This window comes from Clostridium sp. CM036, assembly GCF_055081135.1.
The window spans coordinates 457,076-472,751 of sequence record NZ_CM143652.1 but is presented as its reverse complement, the minus strand read 5'-3'; the positions used below and the strand labels follow the sequence as shown (position 1 = coordinate 472,751).

Below are 15,676 nucleotides of genomic sequence, written 5' to 3'. Positions count from 1 at the left end.
TTTTACATCTTAGCACTTATTTTTCTATTTTTTGATTTATTGCATATTCCTTATCCTTTAAAAGTTGCTTTTTTAATTCATCAATAGAATTAAATTTAACTTCATCTCTTATTCTGTTTATAAAATAAATTTTAACTATTTCATTATAAATTTTTTTATCAAAGTTCAAAATATGCGTTTCTACTGATAGCTTGCCACCTTCTACAGTAGGATTGTAACCTATGTTGGTTATAGCTCTGTAAAAGTTATTATCATACTCCGCTAAAGTATAGTACACCCCTCCCTTAGGAATGATATACTCTTTATTGTAATTTAAATTTACAGTTGGAAACCCAATAGTTCTCCCAAATTGTTTTCCCTTAATTACTTTCCCACTAATAGTGTGTGGTCGTCCTAAAAGCTCATCTGCTTTAGTGATATTACCCTCCGCTATTAGATGGCGTATTTTTGAACTACTTACAATTTCATGGTTAATACTAACGGCTTCACAAACATATAGTTTATATCCTAAAATAGTACTATATGTTTTAAGCATTTCTACATCACCTAAATTTTTATATCCAAATCTATAATTAAAACCAACAACTATTCCCTTTGCATTATAAAACTTCACCATATTTTTTATGAACTCTTCCGGAGTTATCTTCATAAAATCTTTATTAAAATTAACTAAGTTAACAATATCAATACCAGTGTTTTTTAACAAATTTATTTTGGTGTCATTATCCATTATCAACTTTGGACAAATTTCCTTGTTAATAACAGACAATGGATGATTTTTAAAGGTACAAATCATACTTTTAGCATTATTTTCTTTTGCTAATACTACTGTTCTATTTACAAGAGACATATGCCCTAAATGGATGCCGTCAAAACTTCCTAAAGCAATGTACGTTGGTTCTTTAAGTTTTGTTTTAAAATTATCTTTTATAACTAACATTTTAATATACTCCTATATAAATGATTTTATTAGCTTAACACTATCATTACTTCTATGTGCAATTCCAACAAAGTCATTATCTTTATTATATATATTATATATTATATCAACTTCAAATTTGCGAGTTAGTGCTCTATCTTTTACTACAACACCATTTAATAAGAATTTAACAAATCTATCTTCTATGGTAATTTTACTATTGTTTTGAAAAATCTTTTCTATAGGCATAACATGTTTGTTTATGTTTTCCTCGTTTAAATCTTCAATATTTATAGCATCTTCAATATGAAATGGCCCTGTAGCAATTCTTTGTAAATTCCACATCATACCACCGCATTTTAATAATTGCCCAATATCATAACATAGACTTCTAATATATGTACCCTTAGAGCATTTAACCCTAAACTTTACGTAAGGTGTTTTAATATCAATAATATCTATATCATAAATTACTAAAGTCCTTGCTTCTCTCTCTATTTCTATTCCAGACCTTGCCAATTCATAAAGTTTTTTCCCATTAACCTTTAGAGCTGAGTACATAGGAGGAATTTGTTTTATTTCACCTATAAATGAATTAATAGCGCGAATAATTTCTTGTTCGGTTGCATTAACTTCACTTTCACTAAGAATCTTACCTTCTCTATCATATGTATCTGTAATAACTCCCAACTTTAATTCAGCTTCATAAATTTTAAAGTCACCCATTATATAGTCAATAGCCTTCGTTGCTTTTCCTATACAAACAGGTAAAACCCCGCTAGCCTCAGGATCTAGAGTGCCAGCGTGGCCTACTTTTTTTACATTGCTGATTTTTCTTATTTTACGTACTACATCAAAAGAAGTAATTCCGGTAGGTTTAAATACATTTAATATACCGTTCATTTCATCAACTCTTTTTCTAAAATTTCTATTAATTTAACTTTAATATCATCAAAATTTGCTTCTGCATAAAAACCTGAAGCTCTAATATGACCTCCACCACTAAAACCTTCTGCAATTTTACTAACATCTACTAAAGACTTAGATCTTAAACTTACTTTAACACCATTCTCAGCTTCTTTTATAAGAATAGTAACTTCAACGGTATCTATTGAATCACCAAAAGTAATAACATCTGATGTATCCGAGGACGCCAAATTGAATTTTCCAAGTACATTTTTAGATATATGCATAATACAGACTTTACCATTGAGTTCTACTGTCATATCACTAATAATTTCTCCATAAAATTTTATCTTTTCAAATTTCTTATTTTCAAAAATTTTTCTATGGATGTTACTGAAATCTATACCTGTATTTATAAGTTCACCAGCGATACCATGAGTTACTGCTGTGGTATTCGAATGTCTAAAGCAGCCTGTATCTGTAAGTAAGGAAGTATACAAACATGTAGCTATTCCTTTGTCTAATTCTACATGGAGAAGTCTAAGAACTTCGTATGCAATTTCTCCCACTGCAGAAGATTTTGTATCGACAAAATTTAAATCTCCATATAAATCATTAGATAAATGATGATCTATATTTATTAATTCAAACTTTTTGTTTTGCATACATAAATTAGCATTAATTCTTTTAAAATCACCACAATCTAACACTATTACACATTCCGTATCCTTTAACGGCTGACTTGTTTCACCATTAATTTCATCAGAGCAAGGCAAAAATAAAAAAGTTTGCGGAATAACTTCTTTTGAAATTATATATACTTCCTTGTTTAATTTTCTAAGACCAATAAGCAGCGCTAATGCGCTACCAATTGAATCACCATCTGGTGAAGTATGAAAAGTTATAGCAATTTTTTTGAATAACTTAATTCTGGTAACAATATCATTAATCTTCATTGTTATCTTTTTCGTTGCCATCTTCCTCATTTATATCTTCATCATTCTTAGTTTTTTCTTTTATTTGATTAAAAATGCCTTCTAAATGTATTGCACGTTCTATAGTTTCATCTACCTCTATAATAACCTGAGGAACATGTCTTAACTTAACATGACTCCCTATTTCTTTTCTAATGAGACTAGTTGAACTTTTAAGTGCTTGAAGTGTTTCTTTCTTAGCATTTTTGTCACCAAATATACTAACATAAATTTTTGTATAGCTTAGGTCTTTTGTTGTGTCTACTTTTGTTACACTTACCATAGCACTTAATCTTGGATCCTTTATTTTGTTTTGAATTGTATTGCTTACATCTTTTTTAATTTCTTCATTTATTCTACCATTTCTATAACTAACCATACAATTCACTACTCCTTATACTTATATTAATTTTGGTTTTACTTCTTCCATTATGAATGCTTCAATAATGTCGCCTTCTTTAATATCATTGAATTTTTCTACACTTAATCCACATTCAAATCCAGCAGCGACCTCTTTTGCATCATCTTTAAATCTTTTTAAGGAAGCTAAAGTTGATTCAGTAATTACTATTCCATTTCTAAGTACTCGTACGCTACTGTTTCTCGTGATTTTACCGTTCAATACATAAGACCCTGCTATTGTTCCTACACTTGAAACTTTATATATTTGTCTTATTTCAACTCTACCTAAGACAACTTCTTTATATACAGGATCGAGCATTCCAACCATTGCATCTTTTATATCATCAAGAGCGTCATAAATTATTCTATAGGTTTTAATTTCTACATTTTCTTTCTCACCAATTAAAGAAGCATTATTATCTGGTCTTACATTAAACCCTATAATTATTGCGTTTGAAGCTGCTGCAAGTACAACATCTGTTTCTGTAATAGCGCCAACTCCAGAATGGATAACCCTTACTTTAACATTATCAGTAGATAATTTTTCGAGAGATTGTCTTACAGCTTCTACAGATCCTTGAACATCAGCTTTAACAATTACACCAAGTTCTTTAACAGATCCTTCTTGTATTTGGCTATATAGGTTTTCCATGGAAACTCTATTACTAGATTCAAAATGTTCTTCTCTTAAATTTGTTTTTCTAGTTTCTGCCATATTTCTTGCAGTTTTCTCATCTTTAACTACATTAAATCTATCTCCAGCTGCTGGAACTTCAGATAATCCAAGTATTTCTACTGGTATAGAAGGTCCTGCTGTCTTTATTTTGTTACCCTTATCATCAAACATTGCTCTTATTCTTCCATAAGTTGAACCAACAATTATAGAATCTCCAGCTTTTAGTGTACCATTTTGCACGAGTAAAGTAGCAAGTGGTCCGCGACCTTTGTCAAGTTTAGCTTCTACTACAGTTCCTTTTGCAAGTCTACTAGGGTTTGCTTTTAGCTCTAACATTTCTGCTGTAATCACTACCATTTCAAGCAAAGTATCTATACCCTCTTTAGTATGAGCTGATACTGGAACACAAATTGTGTCTCCGCCCCAATCTTCTGCTACAAGTCCATGTTCTGTTAATTCTTGCTTAACTTTATCAACATTAGCTCCTGGCCTATCTATCTTGTTTATAGCTACTATCATTGGTACCTTAGCCGCTTTACAGTGATTTATAGCTTCTTCAGTTTGTGGCATAATACCATCATCTGCAGCTACAACAAGTATAACTATATCTGTTATTTGGGCACCTCTTGCTCTCATTGCTGTGAAAGCTTCGTGACCAGGTGTATCTAAAAATGTAATTTTTTCACCATTAATATCGACAGTATATGCACCTATATGTTGTGTTATTCCGCCCGCTTCTGTTTCTGTAACTTTAGCTTTCCTAATACAGTCAAGTAGCGATGTCTTGCCGTGATCAACATGACCCATAACTGTAACAACTGCTGGTTTTTTGTCTGTATCTATTTCAACTTCAACATTTCCGAAGTCTTCTTCATCAGCAATTTTTCCTTCTTCTTCATCTTTTAGTACAGCAAGTGCACCATATTTTTCTATTACTTTTTCAGCTGTAGCGAAATCAATTTCTTGATTCATCCCAGCCATAACACCTATAAAAATAAGTTGTTTTATTACTTCTACATAAGGTCTCTTTAACGTATCAGCTAAGTCTTTAACTGTAATAGTACTTTTGATTACTACAACTTCATCATCTATTGCTTCAACGGCATTGTTTCCGCTTCCTAATTCATCTCTACCTTTTCTACCTCTTTTTCTAATAACAACTTTATTAGCATCTTCATTAGCTAAGTTTTCATAGTGTTCCACTGTTTCATTTTTATTATCCTTAAGTCCTGAATTTTCATCACTATAAAGTTCCTTTATTAACTCAGCATCTTCTTCCTCAATCACACTCATATGATTTTTGGCCTTTATACTAAACTCTTCTAATAGTACATTAATTAATTCTTTACTTGACACTTCTAACTCTTTTGCTAATTCATATATTCTGACTTTTGCCAAATCATTCACCCCCGAAATTTAATTTATTCATCATTTTCATTCCATAAGCTTAATAGCTTATTACTCATTTTTTTGTCATTTACGCACAAAACATTGATTTCTGCTCTACCTAAGCACTTGCCTAAAGTCTCATTGGATATTCCTTCTATAAGAGGTATAACCCTTTTGATAGCTAATCTTCTAAATTTATCTTTAGTATTGGTAGCGCTCTCCTCTGACAAAATTATGAGGGTCCCTCTCCCGTGTGATAGTGCATCTTCACATTGATTGTACCCTTCAATAAGTTTGCCTGCCTTTTTAGTTAAACCCAAAAATTGAAAAAATTTATTGTTCATGATTTACCTCATCCTCGTAATTTATCTTATCCCTTAGTTTACCATAAATTTCTTCACTTATTTTTCCACCTAAGTTTCGCTCTAATCTTTTTGTTTTAAAAGATTTTTCAAAGCATTCCATATTCTTACAAACATATGCGCCTCTACCTGGTTTTTTTCCTGTTAAGTCTATAGAAATTTCGCCTTCTTTGCTATGAACTATGCGTAATAATTCTTTTTTGCATTTCATTTCCATACAACCTGTGCACATGCGCTGAGGTATTTTTTTCACTTTCATAAAGCTATCACCTACTCTTCAGTAATGGTTTCAATTACTTTATTTTCATTTTCAATAACTTGAATATCTTCAATATCTTCCATGTTATATTGGGCTTGTGTTCTACTTTTTATGTCAATTTTCCAACCTGTTAATCTCGCTGCCAATCTAACATTTTGACCTTCTTTTCCAATAGCTAATGATAATTGATTATCTTCCACTATAACTTTTGCAGATTTAGAAACTTCTTCAACTACTACATTCAATACTTTTGCAGGGCTTAGCGCATTTGAAATGTACTCTTCAGATTTCTTACTCCATTTAATAATATCAATTTTTTCATTTCTTAATTCATTAACTATGTTTTGAACTCTGATACCTTTTGGCCCAACACAAGCTCCCATAGCATCAACATTCTCATCGTTTGAATATACCGCAATCTTAGTTCTTGATCCTGCTTCTCTTGAAATACTTTTTATTTCAACCACTCCACCAAAAACTTCTGGCACCTCTAATTCAAATAATCGTTTTACAAGACCTGGATGCGTTCTTGATACTCCTACTTGAGCACCTTTAGTAGTATTTTTAACTTCAACAATATATAGTTTCAACTTTTCATTAAAATTATATTCCTCGCCAGGCATTTGTTCATTAGCTCCAAGCACAGCTTCAATTTTACCTAAATCTATAAATACATTTCCTCTATCTTTTCTTATAACACTTCCTGTAATAATATCAAATTCTTTGGTTATAAATTCATTGTAAATTATATTTCTTTCAGCCTCTTTAATTCTTTGAATAACCACTTGTTTTGCAGCTTGTGCAGCTATTCTTCCAAATTTTCTTGGAGTAACTTCAATATCAACAGTATCATCAATTTGATATTTAGGGCTATATTCTTTAGCTCCTTCTAGTGATATTTCATTGGCATCCTCAAATACTTCTTCTACAACTGTTTTTTGACCATAAATATGTATTTCACCTGTTTCTCTATTCATTGACACTTTTACACTTTGGTTACTATTAGATAGAGTAGCAAAATTCTTCTTATATGCTGCAACTAATGCATCCTCAATAGTTTCAAAAAGTAAATCTTCACTGATTCCCTTTTGTTCTACAATTTCTCTCAATGCTTCAATAAATTCCTGATTCATTTTAACTTCCTCCTTACAGCACCGGTTTCAAACTCACAATGGAAATCTTTTCTTTCGGAATAGATATATTATTCCCATCATATTCAATTTCTATTTGCACATCCGAAAATCCTAATAAATTGCCTTCAATTTTTTTTGTTCCCTCATATAGACTATTTAAATTAATTAATACGTTTTGGCCTATATATTTTTTCAGATGATTGTCATCATATAAAATTCTCTCAATTCCTGGAGAGGAGACTTCTAAACAGTAACTATCAGTTATTAGATCTTCTACATCTAATATTTCACTTACAGCTCTACTTGTTTTTTCACAATCTTCTAACGATATCCCATTAGAACTATCTATATAAATCCTCAAGAAATTTTCTCCTGATTCTTTTACATACTCCAAATAATATAATTCGCAATTATTTTTTTCTGCTATTGGTTGAATTATTTTTCTAAGTTTTTGCAACAAGGCATTTTTCATTTTAACACCCTCCTTTTATAAAAATTTTCTACAATTATTACATAATTAATCGTAATATTATAATTAAAACGCAACCATGAGTTGCGTTTCAATAAATAGAGAGTAGGACGAGCCTACTCTCTTGAAATAAAATTACCAACGGTAACTAATATATATTATTCTATCATATAAAATTTGCTATTTCAAGGGTTAATTGCATTTAGCTAAAAAAACGACAACTGATTTGTATCAGGTAGTTCTTTTAAACACCCATGATTATCTAAGGACTCAATAACTGTTTTGGAAACCTTGCAGCGAATTCTCAAATCTTCTTTAGATATAAACTCCCCTTCAGGTCTTTCCAAAACTATGCTTTTAGCGGCATTTTCACCTACACCTTCAAGCCCGCTTAGTGGAGGCCTTATCGCGTCATCTTCAATTGTAAATTTAACTGCCTCAGACTTATAAAGATCTACATTTAATAATTTTATCCCTCTTTTATACATTTCAAAAGATAACTCCAGCGCTGTAAGAAGTCCTTTTTCTTTCATACCTATGTCCTTACCTAGAGCTGTTAGTTCATCCATTTTAGCACTTATAGCACTCTCACCTTTTACAATCAAATTAGCATCAAAGTCATCTGCTCTTATAGTAAAGAAAGTAGCATAGTATTCCTTTGGGTAATAAACCTTATAATATGCTATTCTTACCGCCATCATTACATATGCAACTGCATGTCCTTTAGGAAACATGTACTTTATCTTTTTACATGACCCTATATACCAATCTGGCACGTCATGCTCTCTCATTACTTTCTCATCGTCTTCCGTAAGCCCTTTACCTTTTCGTACCTTCTCCATGATAGTAAAAGCAGTCTTAGGTTCAAGATTTTTCTGCATTAGATAAACCATTATATCATCTCTTGTAGAAATACAATCTTTAAGTGTAGTAAATCCTTCTTTAATATAATATTGTGCATTATTAATCCATACGTCAGTACCATGAGAGAGTCCAGAAATTCTAACCAAGTCTGAAAAAGATTTAGGCTGTGTATCTAAAAGCATTTGTCTAACAAATTTCGTACCAAATTCTGGAACACCGTAACTTCCTACTTCACAGCCCAACTCTTTAATGGTGAGCCCCAGTGCCGCAGGAGATGTAAATAAACTTATTACACTCGGATCTGATAGTGGAATAGTTATAGGGTCGAGTCCAGTTAAATCTTGAAGCATTTTAAGCATTGTAGGATCATCATGTCCAAGAATATCCAGTTTTAATAGCCTTCCACTTATGGAATGATAATCAAAATGTGTTGTAATAATATCTGAATTCGGATCATCAGCAGGGTGTTGCACTGGGCAAAAATTATATATATCATTGTCACTTGGGACAACCATTATTCCACCTGGATGTTGCCCTGAGGTTCTCTTAACGCCAGTACACCCTAGCACAAGTCGTTCTATTTCAGCTTGGGGGACCATAACGTTTTTTTCACCTAAATATTTTTTCACATAACCATAAGCAGTTTTGTCAGCAATTGTTCCAATTGTTCCAGCCTTAAAGGTATGCCCCTTTCCAAACAACACCTCTGTATACCTATGTATATCTGCTTGATTTTCACCTGAGAAATTTAAATCTATATCTGGCTCTTTGTCTCCTTCAAACCCTAAAAAAGTTTCAAATGGAATATCATGACCATCTTTTTTATATAGTGCACCACAATTTGGGCACTCTTTATCAGGTAAATCAGCACCCGAACCAATAGATCCATCTAAAAAGAATTCGCTCTTTTTACAATCAGGACATACATAATGAGGCGGAAGCCCATTTACTTCTGTTATATTAGACATATTAGCTGCAAAAGAAGATCCAACTGAGCCTCTCGACCCTACTAAATAACCGTCAGCAAGTGATTTTGCTACTAATTTTTCAGCTATTAAGTAAAGTACAGCATATCCATTATTTATAATAGAGTTTAATTCCTTCTCCAATCTTTTTTCAACTACCTCTGGTAAGGAATCTCCATATATTGAATGAACTTTATCTGATGTCATCTTGCGGATGTCCTCTTCTGCACCTTCTATTTTAGGGGTATAAGTTCCATCAGGTATTGGTTTTATAACTTCTACCATTTCAGCAATTTTATTAGGATTACCAATTACAACTTCTCTGCATTTTTTTTCACCTAGATATGAAAATTCTTTTAACATTTCATTAGTAGTTTTAAAATATAGTGGCGGTTGATCATCTGCATCTGAAAAACCTTTGCCAGCCATTAAAATTTTTCTGAAAACTTCATCAGAAGCTTCTAAAAAATGTACATCACCTGTAGCAACTACAGGCAAATTATTTTTTTCTCCTATATCACATATTTTTCTATTAATATCCATTAATTCACTTTCATCTTTTACTGTGCCATTTTTAATCATGAATTTATTATTTAGAAGAGGTTGTATTTCTAAATAATCATAGAACTTCACAATCTTCCTAATATCTTCTTCCGATTTCCCATGTAGAACTTCCTTATACACTTGCCCGGCTTCGCAGGCTGATCCTACTATAAGACCATCTCTATACTTCTCAATTAAGGTTTTAGGAAGCCTAGGTCTTCTATGAAAATGTTCTAAATTGGAAGCTGAAATAAGCTTGTAAAGATTTTTAAGACCTACTTGATTTTTTGCCAAAATAATCACATGATAAGTATTTGCCTTTTTTATATTAAAGTCACCTAAAAACTCTTTGTTTAAAGTATCTAAGTCAAAAATGTTATTTTCTTTAAGTAAACCAAAACAATGTAATAATATTTGCGCTGTGGCTTTAGCATCATCTACAGCTCTATGATGGTTCTCCAGGGTGATGCCCAAATGCTTAGCTACTACATTCAGCTTAAATGTTTTAAGGTCTGGAAGTAAATATTTAGCTAAAGGAATTGTATCCATAATTGCATTTCCAAACTTCAAATTCAACCTCTCTGAATTTTTTTTGATAAAAGATGTATCGAAGTCAGCATTATGGGCTACCACTACGCTACCACGTGCAAACTGCAAAAAATTAGGAAGCACTTCTTCAATAGAAGCAGAGCCTGCAACCATATCATTTGTAATTCCAGTTAGTTCAGTAATTTTATAAGGTATGTCTATCCCCGGATTTACAAATTCATTAAATCTATCTACTATTTTCCCATTTTCAACTTTAACTGCACCAATTTCAGTAATTCTATCATTTTCACTAGAAAGCCCTGTTGTTTCTAAATCAAAAACTACAAAACAATCATCTATATTTTCATTTTTACTATTAATAACAATTGGTACTCCATCGTCTACTAAATAGCCCTCTACACCATATATAACCTTTATTTTATTCTTTTTAGCTGCATCCATAGCTTCTGGAAAAGCTTGTACCACGCCATGGTCAGTTATCGCTACTGCGCAGTGCCCCCATTTAGCCGCTCTTTCTACAAGTTTAGCCGCAGGGCTTATCCCATCCATTGCACTCATTTGTGTATGCAAATGAAGTTCAACTCTTTTCTCCTGCGCAGTATCCATTCTTTCTATTTTCTTAAGTTTAATTATATCCCTAGCCATTACAACAACTTCTTTTGCGTAGGTATCATAACTTGCTTCTCCTCGCACCTTACAGAAAAGTCCCACTTTAATTTCGTCCATTATCTTTTCTACATCTTTAGGCTTTGGAAAACATTTCACTGTAATTGAACTTGAATAATCTGTAATATAGAATGTAATGATTATTCTACCCGTTTTTGTTTCAATTATTTTAATTTTAAAGATATCTCCACAGACACAGACTATTCCTGAAGCTTCATCTATCTCTCCTATCGCTATGGTCTCACTTTTTATATTTCTTCCCATTATAGTGTTTGCATCCGCTGCTTCATCTTTTCTGTAGCCCGGTTTGCTAAATTTATTTGTTTTATCATTATTTTGATTATTACTTTGAGGTTTGTCCTTCTTTTCTATATTAATATTTTTAATAATTTCTTTTATAATAACTTCATTTTCTTTTTCCTTTTTACCAAAATAATCTTCTTTAGAAAGTTTACTGTTATGTTCCAATTTCACTAATGAACTAACTCCAAACATATCGTTTATAGTATCTTTTATAAGAATTTCTATGTTCTTATCTCTTAAAATTTTGCACATAAAATCATTTCCACACTGGATTTTTAGAGTGCCGTTTTCAATTATTCTAGAAGATTTAAGTAAACTATCCTTACTTGACGGCTGTGAGGTAGCTATTACATTTACAACATCTACCCAAAACTTATCTTTTATATCTTCTATAGTGGCATTTGACACATCTTTGTAGCAAATTAACTGTATATCCCCAAAACTACCTACTCGTTTTGAAATAATATTTTTGATTAGTAGCTTTTTATTATCATCTATATCCTCTAAAGATTTGATTAACACCCTTAATTTATTGCTTTTTTTAAGGTATTGAACTCTCAATACCTTAATATCAGCTGCTAATGTTTCTTCATTTAAGTTAAAATCATTTTTCAGCATTTCAGCTAAATTTACATTCATTAATATTCCTCCTGATAAGACATTTTAGGCACATGAAATCATCTCCTGGGTCGCTGCAACATCTTCGTAGAAGATGCATTAACGACTTCACAAGGAAATTTATACTCCAACTTAAGTTTTCTATTTGTTAGGGTAAGTAACTCCTACTTATAGAAGTAGGAGACTTTCCTTCTGAAATGTCGTTAAAATAACTTTGAATGTGCCTATAATTTATCTATCTCGCGAATAAGTTCTTCCACTAAATCTTCTTCTTTAACGGTTTTAATTATTTCACCTTTTTTAAATATGAGACCAACTCCGTTACCTCCGGCTATGCCAATATCAGCTTCTCTTGCTTCACCGGGGCCATTAACGATACATCCCATTATTGCAATCTTTATGTTCTTATTGCAACATTCTAATCTTTTTTCTACTTCATTTGCAATTTTAATAAGATTAATTTGAGTTCTACCACATGTTGGGCATGATACAAATTTAATTCCATCATCTATATACCCTAAGGATTTCAGGATTTCTATGCCGACTTTAACCTCGTCTACTACATCCCCCGTTAGTGACACCCTTATAGTATCTCCAATCCCCTCAGCTAAAAGCGCCCCAATACCTATACTTGATTTTATTGTCCCTCTCCATGTAGTTCCAGCCTCAGTAACACCGAGGTGTAGCGGATAATCTACTTTACCTGATAATAATTTGTAACTTTCAATCATCATGACCACATCTGACGATTTTATAGAAATAACTATGTCATAAAAATTAAAACTTTCAAGTATCTTAACATGTCTTAACGCACTTTCAACTAGTGCCTGCGCGCATACATGACCATACTTTTCAAGAATATCTTTTTCTAGTGATCCTGAATTCACACCAATTCTAATGGGAATGCCATTCTCTTTAGCTGCTTCTGCGACTAATTTTATTTTATCGCGGCTTCCAATATTACCTGGATTAATTCTTAATTTGGATATCCCGTTCTCAATAGATTTTAAAGCTAGCCTATAGTCAAAATGAATATCTGCCACAAGTGGTATGTGAATTCTTTTCACTATGTTCTTAACAGCCTCAGCCGCTTGCATATCTGGGACCGCGCATCTTACAATGTCACACCCTACCTTTTCTAGCTGAAGAATTTGATTTACTGTAGCTTCTACATCCCTTGTGTCTGTATTGGTCATCGACTGTACTGCTATCTTCGAATCTCCACCTATATACACATTTCCAACTCTAATCTTCTTCGTTTTGCGCTCCCTCATAGTCTTCATCTCCTAGAATTTTAGCGGACTAACTATATCCTTAATAACTACTAACACCATAAATGCCATTAAAAACATAAATCCAATGTAATTTATAGTTGCAACTTTATTATCATCTAATTTTTTACCTGATATTATTTCAAATAACAACATAAAAATCCATCCTCCATCTAGTGCTGGGAAAGGTATTATATTGAATATTCCTAATTGCACACTCATTAATGCAGTAAAATACATTAAGGTTGTAATTCCAGCTTGTGCCGCTTTTCCAGAAAATCTTATTATGCTTATTGGTCCTCCGACATCATTTGCTGAAACCTTCCCGTGGAATACGTTACCGAAAAATTCAAAAATTTGTTTTACAGTATTACCAATTTGATCAAATCCATAAATCACAGCTTTGCCAGGGTTCATTTTTTTCTCAACCATAGAAGGAGAGACTCCTACAAAAAATAATTTTTCTTTCACGTTCTTAATGGGTTTAAGGGTGATTTTTTCTACTTTTGAATTTCTTACTATTTCAATATCCATACTTTCACCTTTAGAAACAAAAATCTCATTTTGAACTTGATCCCATCTATCTATTTTAGTCTTATTAATCTTAGTAATTTCATCTCCAACTTGTATCCCAGCTTTCATGGCTGGACTATTAGGTACCAACTCCCCAATTATTGGTAATATGTATCCTTTAGACGCACCTACCATAGCAAATAAAACTACTGCCAATATTAAATTCATAATTGCTCCAGCAGAAACTATGCTTAGTTTTTGACCCGGGGTTTTATTTGTGAAAGATCTCGGATCATTACTTTCTCCATCTTCCCCTTCCATTTTAACATATCCTCCAATAGGAAATGCCTTAATCAAATACTCCGTTTCTTTTCCTTTAATTCCAAAGATTTTAGGTCCCATCCCTAAAGAAAATTCACTTACTTTTACTCCATTTAGCTTACATAGAATAAAATGACCTAATTCATGTATTATAATCAGAAGACTAAATGCTAACATAGCCATAATAAAGTATGGTATGTTTGCTATAATATTACTCATAATAATTTTCCTCCCTACTCTTTATCATAATTATTTCTTACATATTCTCTTACCTTTAAGTCAATTTCTAAAATTTCTTCTAAATCTGGATTAATATTATGCTCAAATTTATTCATGCATTTTTCTATAATATCTTCTATTATAAGATACTTAATTTTATAATCCAAAAATAATTCAACGGCTACTTCATTAGCAGCATTCATAATAGCAGGCATATTTCCGCCCATTTTACCTGCTTTATAGGCTAATTTAAGACATTTGAACGTATCCATATCCGGTTTTTCAAAAGTTAAATTACCCATATTATAAAAGTCCAATTTATCGATAACAGCATTATTTCTTTCAGGATAGTTTATAGCATATTGAATAGGAAGTCTCATGTCAGCAGAACTCATTTGTGCTATTACACTTGCATCCATGTATTCTACCATAGAATGTATTATACTTTGAGGATGAACTACCACTTGTATATTTTCGTAATCTACCCCAAATAACCAGTGTGCCTCTATAACCTCTAGGCCTTTATTCATAAGTGTTGAGGAGTCAATAGATATTTTTCTACCCATTTCCCATTTAGGATGTTTAAGCGCCTCTTCCGGTTTTATTTCTATTAATTGTTGCTTATTTTTGCCTCTAAACGGACCACCTGATGCGGTTATTATTATTTTGTTAACAGATTCCGACTTATTACCCTGTAGACATTGAAAAATAGCACCATGTTCTGAATCAACCGGTAAAATATTTACATGATTTTTTTTAGCAGCATCCATTACTAGTCCACCTGCTGCAACTAGTGTCTCTTTATTAGCTAAAGCAATATCCTTACCAGCATTAATTGCTTTCATAGTGGGAACTAAGCCTATCATACCCACAACTGCGGTTACTACAATATTAACTTCAGGTAGTGTACTTATATAATTTAGTCCCTCCAGTCCCTGCAATATTTTTGTTGAATATTTTTTTAGCATGCAATGTTTTTTAAGTTTTAATGAAGCCGCCTCGTCCATCATGGTAACATATTTAGGCTTAAATTCTTCTATGATGGGTATAATCTTCTCATAATTGGTGTTAGCAGAAATTCCCACAATAGTGAGATTTTCAATATCATTTCGAATAACATCTAAAGTTTGAGTTCCTATCGACCCAGTAACTCCTAAAATAGTAATCTTCTTCATGTACTCTCTCCATTCACGTAATTCTGTTATTTATACTTCAAAATCTTGTTTTTTCCTTTAATTTCACACTTATAAATTTACCTGTTTTTTTTAGTAAGCAATTCTTCTACAGCATATAATATAACATATTTATGTTCTAAAATAAAGTAACTAGTAATATTTACAAATATATGGGTAATT

General features: G+C 32.0%; 13 protein-coding genes. All 13 read right to left on the bottom strand.

The features are described from left to right. Positions 1-16: 16 nt before the first annotated feature. The 13 genes from ACWJKE_RS02175 to dxr all read right to left on the bottom strand — a co-directional run bounded on the left by ACWJKE_RS02175 (position 17) and on the right by dxr (position 15,496). Positions 17-940: a bifunctional riboflavin kinase/FAD synthetase gene (locus ACWJKE_RS02175; RefSeq protein WP_462953759.1), complete on the bottom strand. Its 924-nt coding sequence runs from the start codon at positions 938-940 to the stop codon at positions 17-19. Positions 941-952: 12 nt separating this feature from the next. Then, positions 953-1,822: a tRNA pseudouridine(55) synthase TruB gene (gene truB / locus ACWJKE_RS02170; RefSeq protein ID WP_220285891.1), complete on the bottom strand. Its 870-nt coding sequence runs from the start codon at positions 1,820-1,822 to the stop codon at positions 953-955. Then, positions 1,819-2,781, bottom strand: coding sequence for a DHH family phosphoesterase (locus tag ACWJKE_RS02165; protein WP_462953136.1), 963 nt, complete (start codon positions 2,779-2,781; stop codon positions 1,819-1,821). Before ACWJKE_RS02165 ends, truB begins: the two co-directional genes overlap by 4 nt. Further along, positions 2,771-3,178, bottom strand: coding sequence for a 30S ribosome-binding factor RbfA (gene rbfA / locus ACWJKE_RS02160; protein ID WP_216303080.1), 408 nt, complete (start codon positions 3,176-3,178; stop codon positions 2,771-2,773). Before rbfA ends, ACWJKE_RS02165 begins: the two co-directional genes overlap by 11 nt. A gap of 21 nt (positions 3,179-3,199) precedes the next feature. After that, on the bottom strand, positions 3,200-5,275 hold the full coding sequence (infB, locus tag ACWJKE_RS02155; RefSeq protein WP_216303082.1) for a translation initiation factor IF-2: 2,076 nt from the start codon (positions 5,273-5,275) through the stop codon (positions 3,200-3,202). Positions 5,276-5,298: 23 nt separating this feature from the next. Further along, positions 5,299-5,613, bottom strand: a complete 315-nt coding sequence (locus ACWJKE_RS02150) for a ribosomal L7Ae/L30e/S12e/Gadd45 family protein (protein ID WP_187351404.1) — start codon at positions 5,611-5,613, stop codon at positions 5,299-5,301. Then, a complete protein-coding gene (gene rnpM / locus ACWJKE_RS02145; protein ID WP_216303083.1) occupies positions 5,600-5,887 on the bottom strand; it encodes an RNase P modulator RnpM in 288 nt (95 codons plus the stop codon). Before rnpM ends, ACWJKE_RS02150 begins: the two co-directional genes overlap by 14 nt. Before the next feature lie 11 nt (positions 5,888-5,898). Further along, positions 5,899-7,020 carry a transcription termination factor NusA gene (gene nusA, locus ACWJKE_RS02140; RefSeq protein WP_462959126.1) on the bottom strand — a complete coding sequence of 374 codons (1,122 nt, stop codon included), beginning with the start codon at positions 7,018-7,020 and terminating at the stop codon, positions 5,899-5,901. A gap of 13 nt (positions 7,021-7,033) precedes the next feature. Then, positions 7,034-7,492 carry a ribosome maturation factor RimP gene (gene rimP, locus ACWJKE_RS02135; RefSeq protein WP_216303085.1) on the bottom strand — a complete coding sequence of 153 codons (459 nt, stop codon included), beginning with the start codon at positions 7,490-7,492 and terminating at the stop codon, positions 7,034-7,036. 203 nt (positions 7,493-7,695) lie between these two features. Continuing rightward, positions 7,696-12,018 (bottom strand): PolC-type DNA polymerase III, encoded by a 4,323-nt coding sequence (locus tag ACWJKE_RS02130; RefSeq protein WP_216303086.1) that lies wholly within the window; start codon positions 12,016-12,018, stop codon positions 7,696-7,698. A gap of 203 nt (positions 12,019-12,221) precedes the next feature. Next, a complete protein-coding gene (ispG, locus tag ACWJKE_RS02125) occupies positions 12,222-13,271 on the bottom strand; it encodes a flavodoxin-dependent (E)-4-hydroxy-3-methylbut-2-enyl-diphosphate synthase (RefSeq protein WP_216303087.1) in 1,050 nt (349 codons plus the stop codon). A 12-nt stretch (positions 13,272-13,283) separates the two neighbouring features. Beyond that, a complete protein-coding gene (gene rseP / locus ACWJKE_RS02120; protein ID WP_216303088.1) occupies positions 13,284-14,321 on the bottom strand; it encodes an RIP metalloprotease RseP in 1,038 nt (345 codons plus the stop codon). A gap of 14 nt (positions 14,322-14,335) precedes the next feature. Continuing rightward, the gene (gene dxr, locus ACWJKE_RS02115) at positions 14,336-15,496 is read right to left on the bottom strand and encodes a 1-deoxy-D-xylulose-5-phosphate reductoisomerase (protein WP_462959125.1); all 1,161 of its coding nucleotides are present in this window, start codon (positions 15,494-15,496) and stop codon (positions 14,336-14,338) included. Positions 15,497-15,676 lie beyond the last annotated feature (180 nt).